Origin of the sequence: Planosporangium spinosum, assembly GCF_049999945.1 — a bacterium.
GTDB classification, from domain to species: domain Bacteria; phylum Actinomycetota; class Actinomycetes; order Mycobacteriales; family Micromonosporaceae; genus Planosporangium; species Planosporangium spinosum.
This window is the reverse complement of record NZ_JBLYUB010000048.1, coordinates 1-25411: the sequence shown is the minus strand read 5'-3', so window position 1 is coordinate 25411 and position 25411 is coordinate 1. Positions and strand designations below refer to the sequence as shown.

Annotated in this window: 20 protein-coding genes; 5 read left to right on the top strand and 15 right to left on the bottom strand. The window is 67.9% G+C overall.

Features of this window, described 5'->3' with window-relative positions; genetic code table 11:
- Positions 1-66 precede the first annotated feature (66 nt).
- From ACNTMW_RS33385 to ACNTMW_RS33375, 3 genes are read left to right on the top strand one after another with little or no spacing between them, the layout of a single operon-like run.
- Positions 67-1812: a type I restriction-modification system subunit M gene (locus ACNTMW_RS33385; protein WP_426638059.1), complete on the top strand. Its 1746-nt coding sequence runs from the start codon at positions 67-69 to the stop codon at positions 1810-1812.
- Entirely contained in the window at positions 1809-3113 is a 1305-nt protein-coding gene (locus ACNTMW_RS33380; protein WP_426638058.1) for a restriction endonuclease subunit S, read from the top strand. Before ACNTMW_RS33385 ends, ACNTMW_RS33380 begins: the two co-directional genes overlap by 4 nt.
- Positions 3113-6247 (top strand): type I restriction endonuclease subunit R, encoded by a 3135-nt coding sequence (locus ACNTMW_RS33375; RefSeq protein ID WP_426638057.1) that lies wholly within the window; start codon positions 3113-3115, stop codon positions 6245-6247. The genes ACNTMW_RS33380 and ACNTMW_RS33375 overlap by 1 nt, the downstream gene beginning before the upstream one ends.
- Before the next feature lie 347 nt (positions 6248-6594).
- On the opposite strand, the gene ACNTMW_RS33370 is transcribed toward ACNTMW_RS33375, so the two are convergent.
- The 12 genes from ACNTMW_RS33370 to ACNTMW_RS33315 form a co-directional block, all read right to left on the bottom strand.
- Complete coding sequence (locus tag ACNTMW_RS33370; RefSeq protein WP_426638056.1) at positions 6595-6966, bottom strand: hypothetical protein; 372 nt, start codon at positions 6964-6966, stop codon at positions 6595-6597.
- A 21-nt stretch (positions 6967-6987) separates the two neighbouring features.
- Positions 6988-8325: an NsdA family TPR-like regulatory protein gene (locus ACNTMW_RS33365; protein WP_426638055.1), complete on the bottom strand. Its 1338-nt coding sequence runs from the start codon at positions 8323-8325 to the stop codon at positions 6988-6990.
- 260 nt (positions 8326-8585) lie between these two features.
- Positions 8586-10592, bottom strand: coding sequence for an ABC transporter ATP-binding protein (locus ACNTMW_RS33360; protein ID WP_426638054.1), 2007 nt, complete (start codon positions 10590-10592; stop codon positions 8586-8588).
- A 65-nt stretch (positions 10593-10657) separates the two neighbouring features.
- Complete coding sequence (locus ACNTMW_RS33355; protein ID WP_426638053.1) at positions 10658-11455, bottom strand: thiopeptide-type bacteriocin biosynthesis protein; 798 nt, start codon at positions 11453-11455, stop codon at positions 10658-10660.
- A gap of 14 nt (positions 11456-11469) precedes the next feature.
- A complete protein-coding gene (locus ACNTMW_RS33350; RefSeq protein WP_426638052.1) occupies positions 11470-12546 on the bottom strand; it encodes a lanthionine synthetase C family protein in 1077 nt (358 codons plus the stop codon).
- A complete protein-coding gene (locus ACNTMW_RS33345; RefSeq protein ID WP_426638051.1) occupies positions 12543-15287 on the bottom strand; it encodes a lantibiotic dehydratase in 2745 nt (914 codons plus the stop codon). The genes ACNTMW_RS33350 and ACNTMW_RS33345 overlap by 4 nt, the downstream gene beginning before the upstream one ends.
- Before the next feature lie 71 nt (positions 15288-15358).
- On the bottom strand, positions 15359-15514 hold the full coding sequence (locus ACNTMW_RS33340) for an FxLD family lanthipeptide (RefSeq protein WP_426638050.1): 156 nt from the start codon (positions 15512-15514) through the stop codon (positions 15359-15361).
- Between the two features lie 12 nt (positions 15515-15526).
- The gene (gene fxlM, locus ACNTMW_RS33335; protein WP_426638065.1) at positions 15527-16726 is read right to left on the bottom strand and encodes a methyltransferase, FxLD system; all 1200 of its coding nucleotides are present in this window, start codon (positions 16724-16726) and stop codon (positions 15527-15529) included.
- Positions 16727-16971: 245 nt separating this feature from the next.
- Positions 16972-17220 carry a hypothetical protein gene (locus ACNTMW_RS33330; RefSeq protein WP_426638049.1) on the bottom strand — a complete coding sequence of 83 codons (249 nt, stop codon included), beginning with the start codon at positions 17218-17220 and terminating at the stop codon, positions 16972-16974.
- 753 nt (positions 17221-17973) lie between these two features.
- Positions 17974-18603, bottom strand: coding sequence for a GNAT family N-acetyltransferase (locus ACNTMW_RS33325; protein ID WP_426638048.1), 630 nt, complete (start codon positions 18601-18603; stop codon positions 17974-17976).
- Positions 18600-20123, bottom strand: a complete 1524-nt coding sequence (locus tag ACNTMW_RS33320) for an APC family permease (RefSeq protein WP_426638047.1) — start codon at positions 20121-20123, stop codon at positions 18600-18602. The genes ACNTMW_RS33325 and ACNTMW_RS33320 overlap by 4 nt, the downstream gene beginning before the upstream one ends.
- Positions 20124-20156: 33 nt before the next feature.
- Positions 20157-20813 carry a GOLPH3/VPS74 family protein gene (locus tag ACNTMW_RS33315; protein WP_426638046.1) on the bottom strand — a complete coding sequence of 219 codons (657 nt, stop codon included), beginning with the start codon at positions 20811-20813 and terminating at the stop codon, positions 20157-20159.
- Positions 20814-21255: 442 nt separating this feature from the next.
- On the opposite strand from ACNTMW_RS33315, the gene ACNTMW_RS33310 reads away from it, so the two are divergent.
- Positions 21256-22605, top strand: a complete 1350-nt coding sequence (locus ACNTMW_RS33310) for an NsdA family TPR-like regulatory protein (protein ID WP_426638044.1) — start codon at positions 21256-21258, stop codon at positions 22603-22605.
- 4 nt (positions 22606-22609) lie between these two features.
- The gene (locus ACNTMW_RS33305) at positions 22610-23320 is read left to right on the top strand and encodes an SDR family oxidoreductase (RefSeq protein WP_426638043.1); all 711 of its coding nucleotides are present in this window, start codon (positions 22610-22612) and stop codon (positions 23318-23320) included.
- 107 nt (positions 23321-23427) lie between these two features.
- Here the strand turns inward: ACNTMW_RS33305 and ACNTMW_RS33300 are convergent, their stop codons facing one another.
- The 3 genes from ACNTMW_RS33300 to ACNTMW_RS33290 all read right to left on the bottom strand — a co-directional run bounded on the left by ACNTMW_RS33300 (position 23428) and on the right by ACNTMW_RS33290 (position 24945).
- A complete protein-coding gene (locus ACNTMW_RS33300) occupies positions 23428-23919 on the bottom strand; it encodes a prepilin peptidase (protein WP_426638042.1) in 492 nt (163 codons plus the stop codon).
- Positions 23920-24110: 191 nt separating this feature from the next.
- Positions 24111-24401, bottom strand: a complete 291-nt coding sequence (locus ACNTMW_RS33295; protein ID WP_426638041.1) for a winged helix-turn-helix transcriptional regulator — start codon at positions 24399-24401, stop codon at positions 24111-24113.
- A 235-nt stretch (positions 24402-24636) separates the two neighbouring features.
- Positions 24637-24945, bottom strand: a complete 309-nt coding sequence (locus ACNTMW_RS33290; RefSeq protein WP_426638040.1) for a hypothetical protein — start codon at positions 24943-24945, stop codon at positions 24637-24639.
- Between the last annotated feature and the right edge of the window lie 466 nt (positions 24946-25411).

Genomic DNA, 25411 nt, shown 5'->3' with positions numbered 1-25411 from the left:
GACGGCACGCACGGGCTCGCGCTGGGCGTCCAACGTTATCGTCGAGCGATCCTCGTAAGGAGCCTTGTGAGCGCCCTCGGTAGTTTCATCTGGTCGATCGCCGACCAGCTTCGGGGCCCCTACCGCCCCAACCAGTACGGCAACGTGATCCTCCCGCTCACAATCCTGCGACGCCTCGACTGCATCCTTGAGCCCGACCGGGAGACGGTGCGCGCGCTGGCGGCGAAGTACGACAACCCCAACCGGCTCAAGGGCGAGGTCAAGAAGGCGACCGGCAGGCCGTTCTACAACACCTCGAACTACTCCTTCGCCAACCTGCTGGCGGACGCCGACGGGCTGGTGGACAACCTGGCCGACTACATCGACCGGTTCTCGCCCGATGTTGACGTGTTCCAATACTTCGACTTCAAGAAGGAGATCTTCGCCCTGGAGAAGGCGGGGCTCCTGCGCGAGGTCATCACGTCCTTCAAGGCCGTCGACCTGCATCCGGACGTCGTCTCCAACGCCGACATGGGCGATGCATTCGAGTACATCATCCGCAAGTTCAACGAGGCCGCGAACGAGACCTCCGGAGACCACTACACCCCGCGGGACGCGATCCGGCTGCTGGTCGACCTTCTCTTCGCCGAGAAGGACGCCGACCTGACCGAGGCCGACATCATCCGCACGCTGTACGACCCCACCGCGGGCACCGGCGGCATGCTCGCCCTGGCCGAGGAGCACCTGCTCGAGCAGAACCCGGGCGCAAAGCTGAAGCTGTACGGCCAAGAGTACAACCCGCAGTCGTATGCGATCTGCAAGTCCGACCTGCTGGCCAAGGGTCACGACGCATCCCACATCGCCTTCGGCAACACCCTCACCGATGACGCGTTCAAGGGCCGCCAGTTCGACTTCTGCATGTCCAACCCGCCCTACGGGGTCGACTGGAAGCAGTACGCCAAGGCGGTCACGAAAGAGCGCGACGAGGCGGGCCCCTACGGCCGGTTCGCCCCCGGCCTGCCGTCGACCTCGGACGGGCAGATGCTCTTCCTGCTCCACCTGGTTCACAAGATGCGGGCGCCGGAGGACGGCGGCGGCCGGGCTGGGATCGTGATGAACGGCTCGCCGCTCTTTAACGGCGCCGCCGAATCAGGGCCCTCCAACATCCGCAAGTGGCTGCTGGAGAACGACCTGGTCGATGCGATCGTCGCGCTGCCGACGAACATGTTCTTCAACACCGGCATCGCCACCTACATCTGGATCCTCGACAACACCAAGCATCCGGACCGCAAGGGCCTAGTCCAGCTCATCGACGGCACCTCGTTCTGGACCAAGATGCGCAAGAATCTCGGCGCCAAGAACCGTGAACTCAGCGAGGAGAACCGCGCCAAGGTCGTCCAGTTGTACGCCGACTTCACCGACGCCGACCCCGACTACTCCAAAGTTCTGCGCAACGACGAGTTCGGCTACTGGACCATCACCGTCGAGCGTCCCCTCCTCGACGAGTCCGGCCAGCCGGTTCTTGACCGCAAGGGCAAGCCCAAGCCGGACACGACGAAGCGCGACACCGAGAACGTCCCGTTCACCTACGGCGGCTCGACCGCCGGCACGGCCGGCAAGGTCGAGGTCATTCAGGCGTACTTCGACGCCGAGGTGAAGCCGCACGCCCCCGACGCCTGGATTGACTGGACAAAGGTCAAAACCGGCTACGAGATCCCCTTTACCCGCCACTTCTACAAATACGTCCCACCCCGCCCCCTCGCCGAGATCGACGCCGACCTGGAGAAGCAGGTTGCGAAGATCCTCGACCTCTTGAACGAGGTGGCGAAGTGACGCCTACCGCCACTATTCCCAGCCATTGGAAGAGCGGCAACATTCGTCGATTCGCGCAGATGAAGAGCGGTCACACGCCGAGCCGCTCGGTGCCAGCCTACTGGGAGAACACCGACATCCCGTGGTTCACGCTCGCCGACGTATGGCAGTTGCGTGACGGCAAGCAGATCTACCTCGGCGATACCGCGAACAAGATCAATGAGCTTGGCCTCGCCAACTCCGCTGCAGAGTTGCTCCCCGCTGGCACCGTGGTCCTGTCGCGGACGGCCTCCGTGGGTTTCTCCGGCATCATGCCGAGGCCCATGGCGACCAGTCAGGATTTCTGGAACTGGGTGTGCGGGCCCGAGTTGCTCCCCGAGTACCTGAACTACCAGTTCAAGTCGATGACCGCCGAATTCAAGTCGCTCAACATGGGCTCGACTCATCAGACGATCTACCAGAAGGACGCCGCGACGCTTCAGATCGTGGTGCCACCGCTCGAGGAGCAGCGTGCCATCGCCGACTACCTCGACCGCGAGACCGCTCGTATCGAGACGCTCATCGAGGAGCAGCAGCGGCTGATCGAGATGCTGCGGGGACGCCGTAAGGCGGTCGTCGAGCAGGCCGTTTTCTCCGGGCTTGAGGGCGCTCCCATGAAGAGCAACGCTGAGCCGTGGCTTCCTCCGACACCGTGCCACTGGCGGGTCGTGCAACTCGGGTTCGTGAGTGACACCGCGGCTGGCTATGCCTTCCCCAGCGACGGGTTCAGTTCCGATGAGGGTCACGTCCGTCTGCTTCGTGGAGTGAACGTGAAGCCTGGGAGGATCAACTGGACCGACACCGTCTACTGGGATGTCGAGACTGCGGCTGTTCCGAGTGAGTTCGTTCTCGAAGTTGGCGATCTCGTGTTCGGCATGGACCGGCCGTTTGTGGGAGGCGGCGTGCGCGTCGCATCGATCTCGGACAACGATCTTCCGGCCCTGCTGCTTCAGCGGGTCATGCGCATCCGGCCCAACGATGAGGCTGGACGTGGGTACATGCGCTATGTGATGTCGACCGATGTATTCTTCAACTACTTGGAGCCACTATTCACGGGCGTCAGCGTGCCCCATGTGAGCGAGTGGCAGGTCCGGAAGTTCAAGATGCCATTCCCGCCGCTTGATGAGCAGAAGAGCATCGCCGCTTATCTGGACAAGCAGACCACGAAGATCGACATACTGATTGCCGAGGCCGAGCGGTTCATCGAACTTGCCCGCGAGCGCTGGGCGGCCTTGATCACAGCGGCGGTGACGGGGCAGATTGACGTACGGGAGATGGTGTGATGGCGGACCACCACGAGGTCGTCTTCGAGACCGAGATCTGCGAGTACCTGGACGACCACGGGTGGCTCTGCTCCGACGATGACACCGGGTACGACCGGGAGCGGGCGCTCTTCCCCGAGGACCTGTTCGAGTGGCTGCGGGAGACCCAGAAGCCGGCGTACGAGAAGGCGTTGAAGGCCGCGGGGTCGCAGGCGAAGTTTCTCGACGTGCTGACCACGGCGCTCGACAAGCCTCTCGAACATGGTGGCGGGACGCTGAACATCCTGCGCAACGGGGTGCAGTACATCGGTGGTGGCCGGTTGAAGATGGCGCAGTTCCGGCCCGAGACCAGCCTGAACGCGACCACCAACGAGCAGTACGCGGCGATGCGGGTGCGGGTGATGCGGCAGGTGCACTTCTCCACCGCTGACCAGCGCAGCATCGACCTGGTCTTCTTCGTCAACGGGCTCCCGGTCGCCACCGTCGAGTTGAAGACCGACTTCACCCAGTCCCTCGATGAGGCGATCAACCAGTACCGCAAGAACCGGCATCCGCTGACCAACGGGCGGCCGGAGCCGCTGTTGTCGTTCGGGCATCGGGCGCTGGTCCATTTTGCGGTCTCCAACGACCTGGCCGCGATGACCACCAAGTTGGAGGGCGACAAGACGCACTTCTTGCCGTTCAACATGGGGCACGACAGTGGCGCGGGGAATCCGCCGGGTGAGGGTGGGCGGTCGGCGACAGCGTACCTGTGGGAGCGGGTCTGGGAGAAGGACGCCTGGCTCAACATCATCGGCCGTCTGATGATCGTGGAGACCAAGGAGGAGTGGGATGTCACGACCGGCACCTCGGTGCGCCGTACGAGCATGCTCTTCCCGCGGTTCCACCAATGGGAGGCCGTGACGAACATCGTGGCCGCAGTGCGCGAGGAGGGGGTGGGGCATCGCTACCTGATCGAGCACTCGGCAGGGTCGGGGAAGACGAACACCATCGCCTGGGCCGCGCATCGGCTGGCGCGGCTGCACGTGAACGACGAGAAGGTCTTCGACTCGGTGATCGTGGTCGTGGACCGAAACGTACTCGACGGCCAGCTCCAGGAGGCGATCCGGCAGATCGACGGCTCGGGGAAGATCGTGGCCACGATCAGCCCGGAGGACGTCCGCAAGGCAGGCGCGAAGTCGAAGTCCGGGCTACTGGCGACCGCGCTGAAGAACGGGGAGCTGATCATCGCGGTGACGGTGCAGACCTTCCCGTTCGCCCTCGACGAGATCCGGGCCGACTCGTCGTTGAAGGGGCGGCGGTTCGCGGTGATCGCCGACGAGGCGCACTCGTCGCAGTCCGGGCAGATCTCCTCCAAGCTCAAGGCTGTGCTGACCGCGGAGGAAGTCAAGGAGATCGAGGACGGCGGTGAGGTCGACGTCGAGGCGATCCTGGCCTCGGAGATGACCGAGCGGGCCGAGTCGGAGAACATCTCCTACTTCGCGTTCACCGCGACGCCGAAGAATAAGACCCTGGAGCTGTTCGGCCGCAAGGGTCCTGACGGCAAGCCGGTCGAGTTCCACCTCTACTCGATGCGGCAGGCGATCGAGGAGGGCTACATCCTCGACGTGCTCAGGGGCTATCAGTCCTACGACACCGCGCTGAAGATCGCCGGCAAGGCTGAGAGCGGCGACGGTGGCGAGGTGGAGGAGGCCGCGGCGCGTAAGGGGCTGATGCGGTGGGTGAAGCTGCACCCGACCAACATCAGCCAGAAGGTGCAGATCATCGTTGAGCACTTCCACGCCAACGTCGCCCACCTGTTGGAGGGCAAGGCGAAGGCGATGGTGGTGACCGACTCGCGCAAGGCGGCGGTGAAGTACAAGAAGGCGATCGACGCCTACATCGCTAAGCGGGCCGCCAAGGACGCCTCGTACAACTACCGCACCCTGGTCGCCTTCTCCGGCTCGGTGAGCATGGCCGAGGATGAGGAGTGGGCTTCGGACTGGGGCCCGCAGCCGAGCAAGGACGACGAGTTCACCGAGGCCAACCTGAACCCCGGCGCCGGCTCGGATCTGGCCGCCGCCTTCAAGGGCGCGACGTACAAGATCATGTTGGTCGCCAACAAGTTCCAGACAGGATTTGACCAGCCGCTGCTCTCGGCCATGTACGTCGACAAGAAGCTCTCCGGGGTCACCGCCGTGCAGACGCTCTCCCGGCTCAACCGCACCCACCGCACGGCGGGTGGGGAGCAGAAACGCAAGACGTTCGTCATCGACTTCGTGAATAAGCCTGAGGACATCCGGGCTGCGTTTGAGCCGTACTTCACCAATGCCACCCTGGAGACCGAGACCGACCCGTACGTCGTCGTCCACCTCGCCACCAAGCTCGCCCAGGCCGGGATCTACACGCCAGAGCAGGTGCGTGAGGTCGCCGAACTGTGGGTCACCCGCAAAGGCAACAACGCGCTCTCGGCCGCGATCAGCCCGGCCAAGAACGACTTCGCCCGCCGCTACGCCGCGGCGATCGAGGCCGACGACAAGGTCACCCTCAACACCCTCGACCTGTTCCGTAAGGACGTCTCCACCTACGTTCGGCTCTACGACTTCATGAGCCAGATCGTCGACTACGGCGACCCCTACATGGAGATGCTGTCGATCTTCCTGCGACTCCTGGAGAAGGTCATCGCAGACTCCTCCTGGACCGCGGAGGTCGACCTTTCCGACGTGGTCCTGGTCGGAGTCAAGCACAACAAGGGGACCGCGGTCGACATCTCGCTGACCGGTGACGGCGAACTCAAGGGCATCGGCGCCGCGGGCACCGGCACCCGGAAGGAGCCGAAGTACGTCGCACTGCAGGTCGTCATCGACAAGATGAACGACCTCTTCGGCGCCGAATCGTTCTCCGCGTCTCAGGTCCGCGAGTTCGTGCAGGGACTGGTGCAGCGGCTGCTCGCCTACCCGGACCTGGTCAACCAGGCCAAGGTGAACTCGAAGAAGCAGTTCATGGAGTCGCAGGACTTCCAAGAGGCGGTCACTGAGGCGGTCGTCGACAACCAGGAGGCCCACAACACCATGGCCGACTACTTCTTCAGTGACGGCCCTGGCATCAGCGCTGTCATCATGGCGCTCGCGGACGCCTTCTACGAGGCAGCGGTCGATCAGCGGACGGACGTGTGAGCGGGCCGGCGACTTTCCACGTCCACCTGATCCGCCGCCGTGGGCGAATGACTGGCGACCGGTTCGGCGGCAACCGCGTCGTGGGCGCTGACCGTTGCCGTCCCGGCGTTAGATGACCGCCTGACACCGGCCACAGTCACGTGGGCGGCCATACGTGCGGCGGCACGTCGTTTCACCTGCCGAACGGTGACGTCAGGCCCAACGGCGCAAGATCAGCTCGACCAGCGGAGGTGGTCGCGACGTGGCGCGGGGTGCCGGTCGAGGTACCTGAGCACCATCGCCGACGCGGCGGGCAACGCCGTTGGAAGTTCACCACTTCGACCACCACGCCGACGGATCGATTTGCATCAGGGAACGGCGGTGAGCTGCCTCTCGATGTGCTCGAAGATGTCGGCGTCGGTTTCCTGCTGCCAGTCAGGAAGGTCAACCCAGTCCGCGACGTACGACGGCTTCGGGTCGGGGAAGTGCTTGTATATCTGGCCGATCCAGCACAGCGCCACGAACCGGCCCTTCTGCTCGCGGGTCAGCTTGGTTGCCGCGCCGTCCGTCGTCTCGATGAAGGCCCGGATCTGGTCATAGACGGCAGCGGCGCACGCCCGTTCCCACTGGGGCGTCTCGTCCCACGGCGCCACATAACCGGGCTTGGGGTCGCCAGGGTAGTGCTTGCGAACTCCGGCGATCCACGCCTCGCGGAACGTCCGTGCCGACTCCTCGTTCACAGTTCGGTCTCCTTGCGGTCTTCAGTTCGTGGCCGCTGCGCCGGCCAGGGCTTTGATCTCGGCATCGAGGTACCGGACGTGGCTGTCGCTGACGAACGGTCCGAGGTGGCGCCGAAGCCCCTGCAGCTTGCTGCCAACCACTCCTGATCCGCTGTGACGTGCGATGTCCAATGCCGCGTCGCCGTACATGACGATCTTGTGTACGTCGCGCTGCTGGACGCCGACCATGGCGAGGTCAGTCAACGCGGCGCCGCGCCGTCGCGGCGAGAGCCTCTGTGAGAGGGCGGTCCGCAGGACGGGCTCGGCCTTCTCCGGCCGCTTCAGCTCGACGTAGCAAGTACCGCGCTCCTCGGCCAGCCGCGAACCATCGAACCGGAGCCATCCCCCGTTCTGAACGGGTCCGGCGAGCCGGTGGACCTCGTCGGCCGCGTCGAGGGCGTCCTGACAACCATCGAGATCACCCAGCCCGGCCAGAGCCTGCGCTCGGACCGCCTGGACCCAGTGGCGCGTGGATAGTGCGCTATCACCTCGGACGGCAAGGGATGCCGCCACGTCCAGCATGGGGACTGCTTGATGCGGTTCATGTTCGTAGAGGCTGATGAAGGCGTGTCGCGTCATCGCGCAGGCCCAGAGGTCATATGCCGCGGCCTCCCTACTCGCGGACGCCGCAAGCGAGTAGCAGTGAGCGGCGTCGACATACCGGCACGTGTCGAAGGCGATTTCTCCGGCGAGTTGCAGCAGGTCAGCGGTGACGGCACAGAGACGCTTGTGGACCTTCTGGCGATGTGGGCGGCGCAGGCTAGCCATCAAAGAGGTGAGTTGCTGCTCGGCCACCGGCATTACGCCCGCCTTGACCTCGGCCTCGCCGAACGCGACCCACAACCGTGCGTTAACGGCTGACAGTTCCTCGACCGCAGCAAGATCTAGCGGGTGCCGTCCGTGGCCCACGGAGCTGACCCGTTCCCAGTCGATCGCGCGGTCGTCCGGGGATGCGTACAGCAGAGCGCCCGTCATGCTGATCAGACGGAGCAGCTCCCGACGCTTCATCTCGCCAGTGTCCGCGATCTCGTCGTGCATTGCGACGTCGGATACGTCGTTGCCACCTGCTTGGTTGCCGATATCCGCCTGAAGCAGGAGGTCAGCGCCTTGTCCTCGGAGTCCCCGGGTGATGAAGAACCCAAGGTCCGAGTCGCGATCGACCCCTAGCACTGACCGCAACGCCTCCCGGTACCCCGCGCTGGGCCAACGGTGGTCGCCTCGTTCCAGCTTGCCGATGTACCCAGCATCAAGGGCAACTCTGCGACGGTGCGTGTGCCATAGATAGTTATTGACGGCCTCGGCCAACTCTTGGCGCGACATTGGCCGACCCGAACCGCTCGGGGAGGCGTTTCGGCGTCGCGCTTCGCTGAGCAGGGAGTTTGGCGGCGCATCCCGTGGCGACCGCCTCGGCATCAGTCAGCCCTCCGCGCCGTTACCTCAGAATCGGCGTAGTGCCCTGGACAGTGAATCAGAGACGGCGCGCACGGATCAACGTTGACCATCCGTGTCCGTCCGGTTGCTTACCGATGGCTGCCAGCATGACAGCGCCGCCAGCCGGGAACAAGCCGCCGCCTTGGCAGCTACTCGCTTGGTTGTGCATCGTTCGGCTCGCCGCGCTGTTGGGTGGCGTCCACCGAAGCTTGGTAGCCCGCGGCCTGGAGGTTGTACAGATCGGCGTAGAGCCCGCCAGTGGCGATGAGGTCATTGTGGCTGCCGGACTCCACCAGGCGGCCGTGATGCAGGACGAAGATCCGGTCGGCGTGCCGGACGTTGGCGAGCCGATGCGTGATGAGGATCGTGGTGGCCCGTCCTTGACGATCCCGGATGGCCTGGAACAGGGCATCCTCGGCGCGTGGGTCAAGGGCCGACGACGGTTCGTCCATGATTAATAGTTCGGCGGTGCGGTAGAAGCCCCTGGCTGCGGTGATGCGCTGCCATTGCCCGCCGGAGAGGTCCTGGCCGCCCTCGAAGGTGCGGTCTAGCAGGGTTTCGTAGCCATGCGGCAAGTCAATGATCATGTCGTGGGCCACAGTCCGACGGGCAGCGGCCTGAATACGGTCGGCGTCGGGCTCGCTGTCAGCGTCTCCAAGGGCGATGTTTGTGGCGGCGGTGAAGGGCCACTTGTGGTACTCCTGCGTGACTACCGCGACGCGGGTGCGCAGCTCGGCTGGATCGTAGGCGCTGAGCGGGCGTTCGTTCCAGGTGATGGCACCGGAGGTGGGGGTGCGCAGTCCGGCGATCATGGCGGCGAGGGTGGTCTTGCCCGAGCCGTTCTCGCCGACCAGCGCGATGGTCTGCCCAGCGGTGATGGTGAGGGTGACGTCGGCGACGGCCGGGCTGTCGCGGTCGGGGTACACGAGGGTGACTCCCTGAACCGTAAGCTCGGCCAGCGGAGCGGGCGCTCCGCCCGGGGTCGCGCCAGCGTCGGCGGGCAGGTAGTCGGCGGCGCGACTCATGAAGCCGGTGTAATCGGCGAAGTGCTGCCCCTCGGTGAAGACCCGGTCGACGTGCAGCGTGACGGTGGACAGTGCCCGCTGGGCGGCCTGCACGGCGATCACGCAGGTGGCGGCGGCGGCGAGCGGGATCTGCCCGTCGAGCAGCAGCGCGCCGAGTAGCACGTAGACGCCGCCGGTGGCGAGGCCGCTGATCACCGAGCCGATGCTGGTGGTTGTGGTCACCCGGTGGGCTAGGGCGAGCTGGACGTCGGTCTCGGCGCCCATGACGCGGTCGTACTGGTCGAGCAGGAACCGGCGTAGTCCATAGGAGCGCAGCTCGACGGCGGAGTACCGCTCGGCCATGAGTCGGTGCAGCAGCCAGCGTCGGCGACGGCGTACTGAGCCGGCGAGGAAGGTCTGGTAGCGCAGATGCCCGGCGCGCAGCGAAGCCCCCGCGTTGGGGACGGTTGCGACCAGCAGTGCGACGAGCAGCAGTGGGTGAATCATCACGACCGCTACCGTCACGGCCAGCAGGCCAGCCAGGCCGGCGAGCAGGTTCATCGAGCCCTGCACCAGCTCCACCACGGTCTCGTTGCCGCGAGACGCCCGCTCCATATCGTCGGCGAACGCGTCCTCGTCGAACGCGTCCAGGCGCACGGCCGTGGTGACCTCGAATAGAGCCCTCTCTACCTGCTGGTTGACTCTGGGAGTCAGTCCGTTGAGCGCGTACCCGGTGGCGATGCCGGCACCAGCGCGCACGGCGATGGCCGCCGCGAGGGCCGCCAGCGCGGGCGCCGCCGCCCACACCTTTTGCGGGGTCGGGCCGCCAGCGAACAGCTCGATCAACACCCGCTGAGTGGCGAGGAGCCCGAGCGTTGACATCACGGCCGCGCCGACGGTGGCTACGGCAACGACCGATGTGCGGGTTCGATCGGCGCGCCAACTGATCCGTAGCGCCTCGGCGACCAAGCCGGGCAGTTCGGCGAAGACCCTGAGCAGTCCGGTTTCCGCGCGTGCCCGGATGCCGGTCTCCCACCACATGCTGCGCAGTTCCGGCAGCACGGAGGCGTCGGCAACGCGGCTCGTCTGTCGCGGGACGTTCGCCGAGGCGGGTTCGTCGGGACCGGCGTTGTTGATGCGGGGCGTGGGCACGAAGAACACTCCTTGTCGTCAGCAGAGCCCGGGGTCCTGCAACGGATGTGCCTTGCAGGCGGGATTCAGGGGCTCACCGCTGGCGTGTGCTGGCCCGAGGAAGTCGGTGCGGCGCCGAAGATCGCTTCGGTGGCCGCTTGCGCGAGGGTGGCTTGGGTGGGGGCGGGCAGCCCGAGCCGGTTCCAGTGAAAGATCACGTGGAGCGCGATGACGGCACGGACGCCCCGGGTGAGCCTGCCGGCCTCGCGTAGACGTTGGAGGCTCGTGCCGGCGTCGGCGAACGCGGTGTGCCAGCCGTCGATGGTGCGGGCGGTGCCGATGAGCAGGTGACGAACGCTGTCGGTGAAGCCTTCCCACGTGCGGCTGTCGGGGGCCGGTGTCTGGTTGAGGTGGTTGGAGCGGTGCTGGACGATTCGTGCCCAGACATCGCCCTGCTCGTTGAGGTCCAGCGCCGCCGCACGCATGAGCGCGGTACACAGGATGAGCGAGCGTTCCCGGCGTTCGGTTGGGTGCTGGTGGAGGTAGGCGAGGAGGTGGTGGCTGTCGTGGTGGAACAGTATGTGCGAGGCGTCCATGGCGTCGGCGCCGCCGAAGGCGTGCGTTTCCGGTTCGTAGATGTCGGGGGTCCAGCTCGCCCCTTCGGTGATCAGCTCGCGTGCTCGCTCATGGCTGCCCTGCTGCCCGGTGGGTAGGTAACGGACGCGCCACGCGCCCTTGCGGATGAACCACCACGAGGTGATCAGCCCGGCAGCCTCGGCGGCGGGAAGCACTTGGCCGAGGTGGTCGACCGCGCGCCGCTCGCGTTCCTGCGGGGTATCGCCGGGGTAGCTGATGTTGATCTGTTGCCACGGGTTGTCATCCACGGCGGACCCTTTCGTCAGGCGAGCAGGAGGCAGGCGTCCCACGAGGTTGCGGTAGTGGCGACGGCGGCGAGGTCGGCTCCGGTGGTGCCGACGAGGAGCCCCTCGGATTCGTCGGTGTCCGGGGTGGCATGCCGATGGAGGATCTCGATGGGGACGAGGGGCCTCGGGGTGAGGGCGTCGGCGGCAATGCGCCGGGCGGTGGCGAGGAGTCCGGCGGTGCCGTGGCACAGGCTGCGGTCAATGAGTCGATGGATCTGTGCGGGGTCGGTGACGCAGCCGGCGAAGGCGGCCTCGGCGAGGTGCTGCCGGTCGGTGTCGCGCAGGGCTTGCGCGGCGAGCTGTTGGGCGCGGGCGATGCCGGGGGTGCCGTAGCACCAGGACGGCCGCAGGGGGGCTTGCTGGTCCGGGGCGCCCCGGCGTAGGTCGGTAAGGGTGACGGTCTGCGGCCACCAGGCCCTGCCGTCGGCGTACTGCTGCCAGGTGTCCAGCCACCGGCAGATGCGGGTGATCGCCTCGGCGTGTCCGTCAACGGTGATGCCATCGCGCATCGTGAGGGCGAGCAATGCCAGCGGGCCGGTGATGCCGTGGGCGATGCCGTGGTTGGCGTGGCCGCCGACCGGCGATGGCTGGTTGCGCTCGGGGCCGTTCCAGCACCACCAGCCGGGGAGGGAGCCTCGCGGTTCGGTGAGCCGGACGAGGTAGTCCAAGACTTGACGCAGCAGGTGGTGGTAGCCGAGCCGGCGAAGCGCAACGCCAAGGCCGGTCAGCCCCCGGATCAGGTCATACTCGGCGAAGTGCGGCTGCTCGTCGCGGTCGATCCGGCGGTGCGCAGCGTCGAGCCGTTGGCGGGTCACGGTGGCGGTGCCCTCGGCGGTGGTCGCTTTCGCCCGCGCGAGCCCCGGCTGGTCGGTGGCGGCGAGGACGAACGCGAGCGCGGGGGCGCCGTAGAAGAGGCTCGCGCCGCCCGCGACGCTCACGCCACCGGCGGTGGCCCGGCGCAGGGCCTCGAATGCTGCCGACCAGTTGCCGGTCTCCATGTGCAGCAAGGCGACGCCGGCCGCACCGTCGGCGAGGGACTGCCCGGCGCTCATGCCGCTTGCCGGGCGTTCGCGGTGCGGGCGACGGTACGGGCCAGCCGTAGGCAATGCCGCTCCGACGTGGCGTCGACGCCGATCATTCGGGTGTGGTGCAGGTGCAGCATGTCGCCGAGGACCTGGTCCGGGTCGAGTCCGTCCCCCTCGGCCAAGGTTCGATAGGCGGCCAACGCTGCGGCCAGGTGCTCGTCGCAGAACGGCCTGCGGGCGAGGTCGAGCTGCGCGGGGTCCAGGCGGGGACCGGTGAGCTGGGGAACACGGGTGGCAAGCCAGCCCAGTCCATCGCCGGTGAATCCGTCGGCAATGGCGATCATGCCGGTGGCGGTGATGGCCTGCCGGTCGCCGGTCAGCCGGCGCAGCGCGGCGCGGGAGTCGGCGGCGAACACCGCTTCGGCGGCGGCGAGGGTGGCCCCGGCGCCGTGGCGGGTTTCGGGCCGGTACGGGTGCAGGCTGTAGTCATGCACGGCGGCGTCGGTGTGGAGTTCGCCAACCCAGTCGGCGAGGTGGCGGGCGGTCTCGGCGAACCGGTCAACGTCCGCGAGCGGGATGCGCAGTCGAAGGTGGGGTTCGGGGTCCGGGTAACGCACGAACCACCAGCCGGCCGGTAGGTGGTCGGCGGGGCGACCGGCGAGGTCGGTCAGGATCGCGTCGAGCCGTCCGTACAGGCGTGCCTCGAGCCACCGCGACCGGCCGGGTCGGTGCTGGATGGTGCAGACGGGCCGGGCCGGTCGGGCTGGCCGGGCGGCCGGCGTCGGGTGGGTGAGGGTGAGCAGCAGCTCGGCGGGTCGGTTATCGATCCAGCCCGCCGGGCCGGGCGCCTCGGTGATCACGGTGCGGGCGTGCCGATCGAGGTGCTCGCGCAGTACCGATAGGTGCGCAGCATCGTCCAGGTCCAGGCGCAGCCGCACGTCGTCGCCGCCGAGCAGGACGTGCTGCGGAAGATGCCGCCGGTGGTGGTGCCGCTGCCAGGCGTCGCGCCATTGCGACCCGCCGGCGGTCCGGCCGGGCAGGGCGGCGCGCTCGATGACCCAGCGGGCCGGGTGCACGATGGTGCGTCCGCGCCGCAGGCGGGGCAGGAACGGTAGACCGGCCGCGTGGCCCCACTCGAACCGGCTGCATGGCGCACTCCACGCGATCCAGATCTCGGCGAGGAGCCGCATCAGCGGCTGTTGCAGGGAGGGCAGCAGGACGCTGTTGCACAACAGCGGCTCGACGGGCTGGCCGCTGCTCTGCGACACCAGCCACAGCCGCCGGCCGTCGCCGGTCACTGCCAGATCCTCCACCGTCCACGGCGGTGCCGGGTGAAAGTCGCCGATCGGAAGCACCGGCAGCAGCTCGGGCGTGCGGGCCACCGCCGTGAGGCGGGCGTCCAACGGAGGGCCGGACAGTTGCACGGGGACCGCACCCGGTTGGGTGGTCGGCAAATCCTGGTAGACCCGCTGGAACGAGGCGAACTCGGCCGGGGTCAGCAGGTGCAGGAACCGAGCGGCGGAAACCCCCGCGTGCCGTGACCCGCTGAGCACCGTCAGGGTGAACGCGCCCCGGTCCAGATCCCGCACCGTGTCGGCGGCGAGGATGAACCGTAGTTCGGTGTGCGGGACCGGCGGCCGGTCATCATCGCCGCGCAGCCGCTCGATCAGCGCGTCGTCGAGGAACACCTCGGCGCACCCGTCGAGCGCAGACTGCTGCGCGAGTTGCCCAAGCAGCCGATCCCGGCCGGTGAAGCCCGCCGGGGCGCGGCGGGTCGACCCTCGGTATCCGGCCGGGAACCCCAGCACGTTGAGCACGTCGCGGACCGGCACGGCCGCTCCCGGACCCCACCGCTCGATGAACGCGCGATGGTACTCACCCCACCCCGGCAGCGGTGGCGCCACTGCCGCCAGGGTCGCCGCTGCTCGGCCCGCTTCGCGCAGCACCGCCGGGGGAAGCGTCACCGCAACGTCGGCGCGCAGGTCGACCGCGATCCGATGACCGGGACGCGGTACGGCGTAGTGGTCCGCCGCGTGCGCGGCCGGGTCGGTGACCGTCATCGCCGGCCGAAGCGCCGACAGCAGCACCCCGACCTGCACCAGGTCGGCCAGCAGCCGCTCGGCGGCGGCCACGTCGGCGGCCCCGGCGATCTTCGCGGCGAGGTCGGCGAATCCGACCGGCGACCGTGCCGCCTGGATCGCCGCCTCGACGGGGCCGGTCAGCCGAATCTCGACGTCCCACCGCCGGTCGCCCTCGGCGCGGGCACACGGCAGCACCCACCGACCGCCGCGCTGGTAGCCGAGCGAGTTCGTCACCACCTCGACGGTGCGCAGGTTGGCGAGGTCCTGCTCGACCCGCGCGGTGTGCTCGGCGACGAACTCACCGTCCGGCCGGGCGACCGCGCGGTGAGCCTCACCCATGCGGACCGAGGCGTGGGCACCGAACTGGATCGGAGCGACCCCGGCGAAGGTGCCGAACGGGGTCGCGCGGGTAGTCCACCGCAGCAGGTACTTGACCGCTGCTCCTACGAGGCGGCGTAGCCGCTGCTCGGCGATCGGCTCGCCGGCTACCGTCCGAGTGATCTGCGCGGCCAACTCGGGCGCCGCCGCCGTGACGGCCGCCGCGAACCGTGGCAGCTCCCACGCCGTGTCCAGCCAGGTGCGCCACTGGTCGGGATCGCCGGATGCCAGGTCGGGCCAGCCGGGCAGGTTGAGATCGCTCGGATACGCGGCGACTCTGATCAGCGCCGCACCAGGCGCGGGAATCATGCTGCACCACCGAGGGGTCGGCAGGCCCGGCGCCGTGCGACGCCGGGCCTGGATGTGCGGGAGCGGGTCGGTCAGTTGCCAGCGTCGCAGCGGGTCGTGCAGGCGTTCGAGCCCGTGTTGCCCGAGCCGCAGCCGTCGTCGGTGGCGGTGGCGTAGCCGGTCGCGGTGGGGCCGGCGTCGACCAGGGTGACGTCCAGGGTGAAGTCGGGGACGACCGGTTCGTTCATGGGCGTGCCTTTCTACGAGGGATTGAAGGTGAGGACGACGCGGCTGTGCCGCTTGTCCAGCACCGTCCCGGCCGGCAGGTCGCCGTCGGGAGTACCAGCGGGCAGGATGTGCAGCACCGGCGAGGGGCCGCTCGCGTCCACCCAGGCGCGCATGTGCTCGACCATCTGCTCGGCCGTCGCGTCAGCGTCGCGCCCGTGCGCGCGGGCACCCACGTCGAACAGGTCGCCGGTCCAGCTCAGCGCCGAGCGGTAGCAGAAGCTGCCGTCATGCAGGGCGGCGGGCGTGCCGAAGCGCCACGCCGGGGTCACGAGGCCGGCGTCGATGGCCTCCTGCTGAGCGGTGAGGACCACGAATTGCTGCCCCGCATCCGTGATACGGGCCGCGAGCCACAGGTCGAGGTCGGCCAGGACGGTACGCGCCGGCAGACTCGCCCCGGCCCACTCCACCGCCGGAGGCTGCGACAGCAGCGCGCCCACAGCCGCCGGATCGATCTGTTGCCCGAGTTCGTCCAGCCGCAGGTGCACGCCGGCCGCAATGTCGACATAGCGCATCTCGTGGGCGCCGGCACCCTGCATGGACACGAAGCCGCACAGGCGCTGGCTGTGGCTGACCAGCCGGTCACCCGCCCGACGCAGAGCCCACGAGCGCGTCATCCCGAACGTGCGCAGCGGCACGACCAGCGTGCCGGTCTCGGCGAGCTGTCCGGTCCACGCAGGCGGGATGTCCCACGCCCCGACCGTCACGATGATCAGGTCATAGGCGCGGCCGTCGCCGATGGGCTGTTCGGCGTCGGCGCACACCACCCTCACGTCGTCGTAGCCGGCCGCCGCCAGGCACGCCGTGGCCCGGTCGGTCACGTCGCGGTCGATGTCCACGGTCGTGACCGAACCCGCCGGCCCGACAAGCTCGCGCAGCAGCGCCGCGTTGTACCCACCGGAGCCGATCTCCAACACGTGCCGGCCGAGCAGCCCGCCGTCAACGGCGTCGGCCGCCTGACCCAGCATCTCCGCGATCAGCCAAGGCGCCGACACCGAGCTGACAGCCTCGTCACCGCGCCGCTTGGTGACCACGGCCTGGTCGGCTCGGTACGCCTCCTCCAGCGGCGCATCCGGCGTGAACAGGTGGCGTCGGATTGCGCGCAACGCCGCCTCCACCTCGGCCCGCATCGTCAGCCCCTTGTCCGCGTGATCAGCGACGAGCTGATCGACCATCGCGGTATGGAGTTCCTCGCTAGACACCGTGTCGACGCTCACTGGGTTGCACTCTCCCTCTCCATCAGGGCCGCCCGATCGGATGGCCCGGCCTTCCCGCTGTACGGCTCAACACCGCGACAAGCCCCTCGACTCACCCGGTCATTGACTGATTCATTTCGGCTGACCGTCGTACTCCGTCCGCCGGAACAACGTGTCAGGTGATCCCCGGCCGAGTAAGCCCGAGCCGCTGTACCCGGTCCTCATCACGCCGCCTCCGCCGGTCGTCGCCACATTGGGTACAAGGCAGGACCGTTGGGCACCTTGTAGCCCTGACGAGGGAGGTAGCCGCTCACTTCGCCGGCGAGCTGATCCAGCACTGTGTGCGCGAGCGCATCACTTGGCGGAAGGCGGTTGACGATGAAGATCTCGTCGTGCTCGATCACGACCGTGTCGGTCAACGCCAGTTCAGCCAGCAGCGGCCATCGAGTACGAGGCGGCGTCGCTGACGGCACCGGCAGGTCCGGGTGCCCCGATGGCCTGGGTAGCGGGGTCGCCGGCCGTCCGGGCGGCCCTGGGGCGGCGTGACGGGCGTGAACCGGTGCGGTCGCCCGGGTCGTTCGCGGTGTTGCTGCCCAGTCCGCCGCCGGCCCGGTGGCAGCGGCGACGGACCGGGGGTCCGGGTACGGCACGCGTGGATCACTAAGCGCGGCATGTGGCGGCTGCGTCGGACCCGGCGCTGCCTGTGCCGCCAACGGATACGGTGCCTGCATCGGTTGCCTCCCCTGCCTGGCTACTCGTGCCATCACTGCTCGGTATCTCCGTCGATGCGCGACCCCTCGGCCGCCCAATGCATCGATGCGTCGCTTGCCGTGAGTCCACGATCACGAACTGTCCGCCGGGCCAGAATCCCGTTCTATGGGGAGAGTTAGGGGGAGATTTGCGGGGCGACTAGCCGCTGAACTGCGGCTTTACGGGCCAACACCGATCGACCAGTGATCAACATGGACGATTTCACGCCGTCCTCCTCAGGCATGTGTGCCGGGCGCATGTGCGAATCGGCGGCGACGTAGCCCGCCAACGACGTGCTCAGCGTGGACGGGTCGCGAGTGCCGCGCAGTGCGGTCACGGATGGCGTGGTGGTGATCATTAATGGGTCCTGCCGTGGAGTTGGGGTCGCGTGGCGAACTGGCCGGCGTTGGGTGACCGCACCATTCGTTGGGGCGCCGGTCGGGGTTGACGGGGGGCAACGCCCGGCCGGCGCCGGCTCAGCGGGTGGCTGGGGCCTGCCGGGGTGGGCGCCACATCGGGTACATCTCGGCTGCGCGCTCGCCGAGGACGATGGGTGGTCCGTAGGGCTGGTAGCCGTGGCGGCGGTATAGCCGGGCGCTGTCGAGTGAGCTGGCCTCCAGGTAGGCCGGCAACTGGGCGGCGTCGAGTCTGCGGTGGGCGTGGTCGAGCAGCGCGGTGCCTACGCCCCGGTTGTGGTGGCCGGGTTCGACCGCGAGCAGTTGCAGGTAGGAGTGGGCGATGGTGCTGGGGTGTGCCAGCCGCAGGGTGGCGTCGAACTGTCTGAAGCGGGAAAGATGCTCGCCGGCGATTCGGGCCAGCCGCTGGTCGTAGTCGGGAATGTCCAGTGGCGGGGTCGGGTCGGCGGGCAGCCACACGGCCACGCCCAGCATCGAGGCGGTGGTGTGGACCTCACCGGCGTCGAGGGCGTGCGCGATGAGCATCGCGAAGTCCGCGGTCAGGACACGGCGACGGTGGGCGGGGTCGGGCACCAACCAGGAGCTGACCGGCAGGTCGTGGAAGGCGCGGGCAACCATGCCGGCGAGCAGGTCGACGTCGCCGGGCGTGGCGCGATGGATGTCGTGGTCGGTAGCCGGGTTGGCGGTCATGCGGATGCTCCGGTGAGGGTCGTGGTGGCGCGGCCGGTGACGGCATGGGGGCCCAGGCCGATGCGGTAGTAGGTGTCGCGCCGGGTGGCGCGTAGCAGCAGGCCCCAGGCCAGGCCGGTAAGGATCGCCAGGCCGTACATCGCCGGGAAGGCCCACCGCCACGGCGAGGCGGCCGGTACGCCCAGCAGGGTGGCGTAGTTGGTCAGCGCCAGCACCGTCACGGTCGCGAGGCCGGCCAATGCGGCGATGGGGGCGACCAGTCGGGTGGTGACCGGTTCACGGCGCGGGCGGCGGGCGAAGAACCCGATGACGGCAGCGCAGGTAGCGGTCAGCAGCAGCAGGACGCCGAACCCGCCGGAGGTGCCCAGCCAGAAGAACAGCCGCACCAGCGGATCCCACCCGGCGGCGGCGTAGCCGATGATGACGACCAGGGCAAGGGCGCTTTGGGTCAGCGAGGCCGGAACCGGAGCGCTGGAGCGGGCACTGGTGCGTCCGAGGACGGCGGGCAGCACCCGTTCGCGGCCGAGCGCGAAGGTGTAGCGGGCGACCGCGGCGTGGTAGCTGACCATCGCGGCGAACAAGCTGGTCAAGAACAGGACGTGTCCGGCGTCGACGACCAGGTGGCTGCCGAGCGCGTCACCGGCGAGCGTCCACAGCAGGTCCGAGCCCTGTGTACCGGCGGCGTCGAGTACGCCGGCCGGGCCGGCGGCGATGGTCATCGCCCACGCGGAGATCGCGTATAACGCGAGCATGGAGGCGAGCAGGGCGAACACCGCCGTTCGGACGCTGCGGGCGGCCTGCCGGGCCTCCTCGGTGAACGCGGCTACCAGTTCAAAGCCGACGTAGCCGGTGACCGCCACGGCGAAACCAGCGCCGACGCCGTGGCCGAACAGTCCGCTCGGGGCGAACGCGGCCCCGGCGTGCCGATAGGCGTCCGGCGCCGGATGGGTGAGGTTGACCAGGTCACAGCCGATCACGAAGGCGATCTCGGCGGCGAGCAGCACGGCCAGCACGCGACTGTTGAGGTCCACGCGCAGCACGCCGAGGATCGCGGTGACCAGCCAGGCCACCAGCGCAGGCAGCCACCACGGCAGATGGACGCCGGTCTGGTCGGCGATCAGCGCAGCCGCGCTCGGGCCGAACGCCCCGTACAGGCCGACCTGCAGCAGGTTGTAGGCGATCCAGGCGACCAGGGCGGCGGCGACGCCGGTCGGACGGCCCAGGCCCCGGGCGATGAAGGCGTAGAACGCCCCGGCGTTGGTGATGTGGCGGGCCATGGCCACGTAGCCGACGGCGAACACGGCCAACAGCCCGGCGATGAGTACGAACGCGAGAGGGATGGCGACGACGCCGGTCACCGCCCAGGCGGTGGTGACCACACCGGCTACCACGGTCAGCGGTGCGACCGCGCCGGAGGCGATGGTGTAGATGCCACGGGCACCGATCCGGTCGGCGGCCAGAACATCGGACACCGGGCGGGGCCGGATGACCGGGCCGTCCGATGGGGAGGGCGGACTCATGTGGGATCTCCAAAGGGGGTAGGGGAAGAGGGGTCAGGTGCGGCCGGCCATCAGTCGGTCGGCCACGGCCGCCGCGACCTCGGCCACGAGGTCGCGCAGCGGCGGGTCGGCGGTGCGCAGCAGGGCGTCGAGGTGGGCCTCGCCGTCGATGCGGTCGTGCCACAACACGTGGCCGAGCAGACCGGTCGCCTGGACGAGGCCGGCGAGCACGATATCGGGCCAGGTCATCGGCTGCCGTTCGGTGAGCAGCCGGGCCAGCCGTACCGCTTGCCAGGCGGCGTCGTTGGGGTCGGTCGCGCGGTAGACCGTGATGGGCGGACGTCCCAGCCGTCGGCGGACCATGCGCTCGGCGAACCCGTCGCCCACCAGGCGCTCGCCCACCACCGTGGCGGCGTCGTGGGCGAAGAACCGCAGCGCGGTCCGTACGTCGGCCAGTTGCGGCTCGTGGTACATCCGCTCGCATAGCGCGTACTGGTCAGCAAGCGCCGGTGGCGACGCGTCGGTCACGATGAGCCGCCGGTCGACCAGCCGCAGATGGCCGCTGAACAACACCTCCGCCAGGCGCGCACCGGCCAGACCAAGCCCAATCGCCCGAGCTGCCCGGGAGCGGGGCCGGCCGGAGTACTCGTCGTGCGTGATGAAGTACAGCTCACCGGTCAGCCTGAGGACCTTCGCGTGCAGACCGGCCATCAACCTGCCACCGCCGCGCGCCGCGCCCGCGTTGGTGCGGTCGGCCGGATCTGCGGTACTGCCCGGCCCGCCGCCGGCCATGAGGCAGCAGCGGCGGACCGGGAGGCCGGATGCGGCGAACGCGCCGCGCTTTCCGAGCGTGTCCTTAGTGGGTGATTGTGCCGCCAGACGTCTGGCGGTCCAGGTCGACCCATAAGATCACCACCCCACGGAGAACCAGCGGATTGCAGGCTCCGGTATGCCGCCCAGGCGCTGTACGGTAAGTCACGCCATCGACACGGGACCGGATGCAAAACAGCAAACCGTGCATGGGGCTGAATGGTCCACCGGTGATTCGTTGTCCCGTTGTTGTCTCTTGTAGATGGCCGAGCCACCCCCTCGTGAAGGGGTCGATCCGCACGAGTGCCAGCACTACAGTGCTCGGGTATCGAGGGAGGTCGAGGTGGCAGGGCGCCTACGCAACGGTCAACGTTCGCTGCTCGTGCACCCGCTGAGCTACGTTCGGCACGAGCGCGGGTGGACGTATCAAGACCTCGCTCAGGTGATCGCCACTCGCATCGGCAACAGTGCCGCCCGCCGAGAGAAGGTATGGCGATGGGAACACTGGGGAGTAGTACCTGATGCGGACTCACAACTTGCCTTGGCCGCTGAGCTTGGCATTCCGGCCGAGTTGGTACACAGCCTGGGCTGGCCACACTGGTTGCCCGTTGGTGAACGGATCAACATCCGTGCGCCCTGGACGACGGACGGATGCCTCCAAGCATTGGATGGGACGGCGGGAGGTGCCGTGCTAGATCGTCGCGGCTTCCTCATCCTCGGCGTCGGGGCCGCCGCCGGCCTAGCCGACCAGTGGCTCAGCATCGACCCGCCCAAGTTGGTTTCAGCGCTCCGTGGTGGGCACATCGACGCGGAGCTTGTGACCTGTCTGGAGCAGCGTCTGCCTGCCCTTCGTCAAATGGACGCCGCGCTTGGTGGGGGGCATATCCGCAACGTCGTGGATGCCGAGCTGAGGCTGGTGACCGACTTGCTGGCCAAGGGCAGGTACACCGAACGCCTTGGCACACGCGCGTTCTCCGTCGCTGCGGAACTAGGGCGGATAGCGGGGTGGACGAGCTTTGATGCCGGCTACCATGCCGCAGCCGAACGGTACTGGGTGGCTGCGCTCCGTGCGGCTCATGCGGCCAGGAATCGAGCACTAGGCGCCAACATCCTCAAGTGCATGAGCCTGCAACGCGTTGACGCCGACCGCTCTGACGAGGCCCTGGCTCTTGCTCAGGCGGCGCGCGAAGGTGCCAAGGGTGCGCCTGCCCGGGTAGTCGCCATGCTGACTGTCCGGCAAGCCCGCACGCATGCTGTCCGCAAGGAGGCGCGGGAGTGCGAGCGACTACTTGGGGCGGCGGAGAAGGCGATGGGTCGGGCCGACAAGGGTACGACGCCAGCTTGGGCGAGCTATTTCGACCGGTCGGAGTACTGCGCCCAAGTCGCGGCCTGCTACCTCGCGCTGGAACGCCGCGAGACGGCTGACTACTGGTTGGCGCAATCGCTCGCCATGCAGCCGAAGGAGCGTCGCCGTGACCGGGCGACCTATCTCATCTGGCGTGCGGACAGCGTTCTTGGACTAGGTGACGTCGAGCACGCCTGCGAACTGGTGAGTCGAGCTGTGCCGGACATTGCTGCTGCTCGGTCTGTGCGCAACAAGAACCGCCTAACCGGCATTCACGCCAAGATCAAGAAACACCAGCATCCGGCCGTGGTTGCTCTGGACGAACAGATCCACGGTTTGATCGCATAGTCGGATGAACACAAAGGGACAGCGGGTAGCGGTAGTCACGGGGGCCAACAGGGGACTTGGCTACGCGATTGCGCGAAGACTGGCCGAGCAAGGCTTGCACGTGGTGTTGACCGCCAGGAGCGAGCAGGCCGCGGATCAGGCCGCAGCGAAGCTTCGTGGTGAGGGCCTATCCGTCTCGGCGCATCAGCTCGATGTCACTGATCCAGCGAGCGTCGTGCGCGCGATGGCGGACACCGGTTTCACGTACGGACGCCTTGACGCACTGGTCAACAATGCCGCCGTCGCCATCGACCGTGGCCAGTCCGCGCACGCCGTGGACATGGAGAAGGTCCGAGCGACCATCGACGCCAATCTGATGGGCGCCTGGCGTTGCTGTACAGCCGCCATACCCGAGATGCGCAAGATTAAGTACGGCCGCATCGTGAACGTCACCACTCACATGAGTACGTTTGAACAGCTGGGTTCGGGCAGCGTCGCCTACCGAGTGTCCAAGACCGGACTGAACGCGTTGACGTGCATCCTCGCTGCTGAACTTCGAGATCAGAACATTCTGGTCAACGCCGCGTCTCCCGGGAAGATCAGTACCCGTCTGGCATACGGGAAGGCGGAGCAAAGTCCGGACGAGGCAGCCGACACCTTCGCGTGGCTGGCCACGCTGCCGGACGACGGCCCGACCGGCCAGTTGTTCTATAAGCGTGAGGTGCTCGCCTGGTAGCGAACCTCATCGAGGACCGCCCGTGGTGGGCACACCGAGGCCAGGCGTTCCGGTTCGCGCCATCGGGGATCGCCAACAATGCCCCCACGCGGGCCGGCAGCCAGCCGCTAATGGGCCTGCAGGAGCAGAAGCCCCGCGAGCCAGCCAGCAACGAGGGCAGGCCCCATCGGTACCGCGTTATTGCTGCGGGTTCGCACCTTGGCGGCGAGGCCCACGAAGCCTTGGATCACGAGCCCGCCGAGGAATCCGGTGGCCGTGGCTTGCCAGCTCAGCCAGCCGAGATTGAGCGTGATCGCCCCCGCGAGCGTCACGTCGCCGAGGCCGAGCTGCCCAGGCAGGGCCAATGCGACGATGAGCAAGGCCGTACTGGCGACCAAGCCCGCGATGAGGGCGCGCAGGAGCGGGCTGACGTTCCCGGTGAGCGTCGCCGTAGTGGCGAAGCACAGGACGGAGGTGGCCCACAAGGTGCCGGTCAGGGCGTGCGGCAGGCGACGCTGTCGCACGTCGATAATCGCTAGGCCGACTCCGAGAACGGCGAAGATCCAGAATGCGGGCAGGGCTGGCGACAACGGGAGGAGACCGCCGATGAGCCCGGCCACCGCGCTGGTGAGAGTTGCAACGGCAGCCACGGTGGCGGGGCACGCGGGCGCGCCCCGCCACCAGCGGTCGGGTATGCGAAGTCTGCCGTGCGCCGGTGCGGCGTACGCGATGGACGCCATTGGGATGCCGGCGAGTCCGCCAGTCAACGCCGCGCCTACCACGAGTGCAGCGTGCATGTCGGACGTTTGCGTTACTGGCCTCCGTGGTCGCGGTGCTGCCGGCACCATCGCCGGATCTCGTCAAGAAGATCGACTAGCTCGGTGCCGCCGACCGTGAGTCGGTAGTCGGCCCCGTTGGCATCCTCGTGGTGTTCGACCAACCCTTCCTCGCGGAGGTAGGTCAGGGTGCCGGTCAGTGTGCGGGAATGCACCACCTCGGTGCTTGCCTGTGAGACGGCGTGGTGCAGTTGGGAGTAGCGAAGCGGCCCTTCTCTGAGGGCGGTCAGGATGGCGACGGTCAGCTTCCGGGACGCGATCTTCAAGATGTCTTCGAGGTCGTTTGTCAGCGCGGCTCACCTCCCCCGATCACGAGCGCCCGACTCGCGAGTACCAGAGTCTATGTGGTGGAACAAATGTCCGGCTGTCAATTTTTGGGCAGGTCAGTCCGATATCTACTGTGACCATCGAGGGCGACTTCGATCGTCGGTAACGGTGTGGCCGACCCGTTTGAGGAGTTCCGCGTCTTAGTTTGCTATGCGGACCCGGAGCCGGTGGTGCTCAGCAGTCGCGCGTGTTGATCCATTGTTGTAACCGCACGAGGTGACCGAGTACGGCCTCGCCCTTGGCGGTCAGGCAGAAGCGGGTGTCGCCGTGGGGATCGACGTCCAGCGTGCCGCAGGCGGGGCTGACGACGAACCCCTCGGACGCCATCGAGCGCATCAAGGCGAGCGGTTGACGTGTCTTCGTGGCGATCTCGGTGAAGGTGGCGGTGCCGCCGCGGGTGTGCATGGCGAGGAGGGCCTCGTAGGCGCCGGGCTGCGCGAGCAGCATCAGGGTTCGGCTGGTGGATCGGTCCAGGTCGCTCATCGCGCGGTCCACCTTTCTCGTGCCCCCAATTTTCGGGAGGCGTAGCCGTGATCGATAGCTGCTGATCTGTCGGCTAGCCGACACCTAGCGTGGACGTTTTGTTTGCCTTTGCGCACAGGTACGTACCCGGAGGTACGTACGCCGAAGCACGTTAGTTCGGCTGGACCCGAGGTGCGTACGCACAGGTACGGAGCTTGCGGTAACTGCGGGGTGAGGGTGTACACACGAGCGGTGACCTTGATGTGAACGTCCTCAGTGGCGAGTGTCAGGGGTCGCGGACACGGCTGCCCCACGGGGGCCGTTCACGACATGGGGAGGTAGTAACCGGTGTTCATCCGTCGGGTGAGCTGTGTCAAGGATCTTGGACAGGTCCTCGTGGGTTTGCTGGTCAGGCGGCGATGCGGATCTGGTAGTCGGTGAGGGCTTCGGCTGGGGTGCGGTAGTCGAGCGCAGAGTGCAGCCGCTG

What these genes read in the sequence shown, in the direction of transcription:
- ACNTMW_RS33305 (WP_426638043.1), top strand. Translation starts at nt 22,610, where the DNA reads ATGAACACAAAGGGACAGCGGGTAGCGGTAGTCACGGGGGCCAACAGG.
- ACNTMW_RS33315 (WP_426638046.1), bottom strand. Translation starts at nt 20,813, where the DNA reads ATGGCCGGTCTGCACGCGAAGGTCCTCAGGCTGACCGGTGAGCTGTAC.
- ACNTMW_RS33365 (WP_426638055.1), bottom strand. Translation starts at nt 8,325, where the DNA reads ATGTCGCGCCAAGAGTTGGCCGAGGCCGTCAATAACTATCTATGGCAC.
- ACNTMW_RS33290 (WP_426638040.1), bottom strand. Translation starts at nt 24,945, where the DNA reads ATGAGCGACCTGGACCGATCCACCAGCCGAACCCTGATGCTGCTCGCG.
- ACNTMW_RS33345 (WP_426638051.1), bottom strand. Translation starts at nt 15,287, where the DNA reads ATGATTCCCGCGCCTGGTGCGGCGCTGATCAGAGTCGCCGCGTATCCG.
- fxlM (WP_426638065.1), bottom strand. Translation starts at nt 16,726, where the DNA reads ATGGTCGATCAGCTCGTCGCTGATCACGCGGACAAGGGGCTGACGATG.
- ACNTMW_RS33375 (WP_426638057.1), top strand. Translation starts at nt 3,113, where the DNA reads ATGGCGGACCACCACGAGGTCGTCTTCGAGACCGAGATCTGCGAGTAC.
- ACNTMW_RS33325 (WP_426638048.1), bottom strand. Translation starts at nt 18,603, where the DNA reads ATGACCGCCAACCCGGCTACCGACCACGACATCCATCGCGCCACGCCC.
- ACNTMW_RS33350 (WP_426638052.1), bottom strand. Translation starts at nt 12,546, where the DNA reads ATGAGCGCCGGGCAGTCCCTCGCCGACGGTGCGGCCGGCGTCGCCTTG.
- ACNTMW_RS33320 (WP_426638047.1), bottom strand. Translation starts at nt 20,123, where the DNA reads ATGAGTCCGCCCTCCCCATCGGACGGCCCGGTCATCCGGCCCCGCCCG.
- ACNTMW_RS33340 (WP_426638050.1), bottom strand. Translation starts at nt 15,514, where the DNA reads ATGAACGAACCGGTCGTCCCCGACTTCACCCTGGACGTCACCCTGGTC.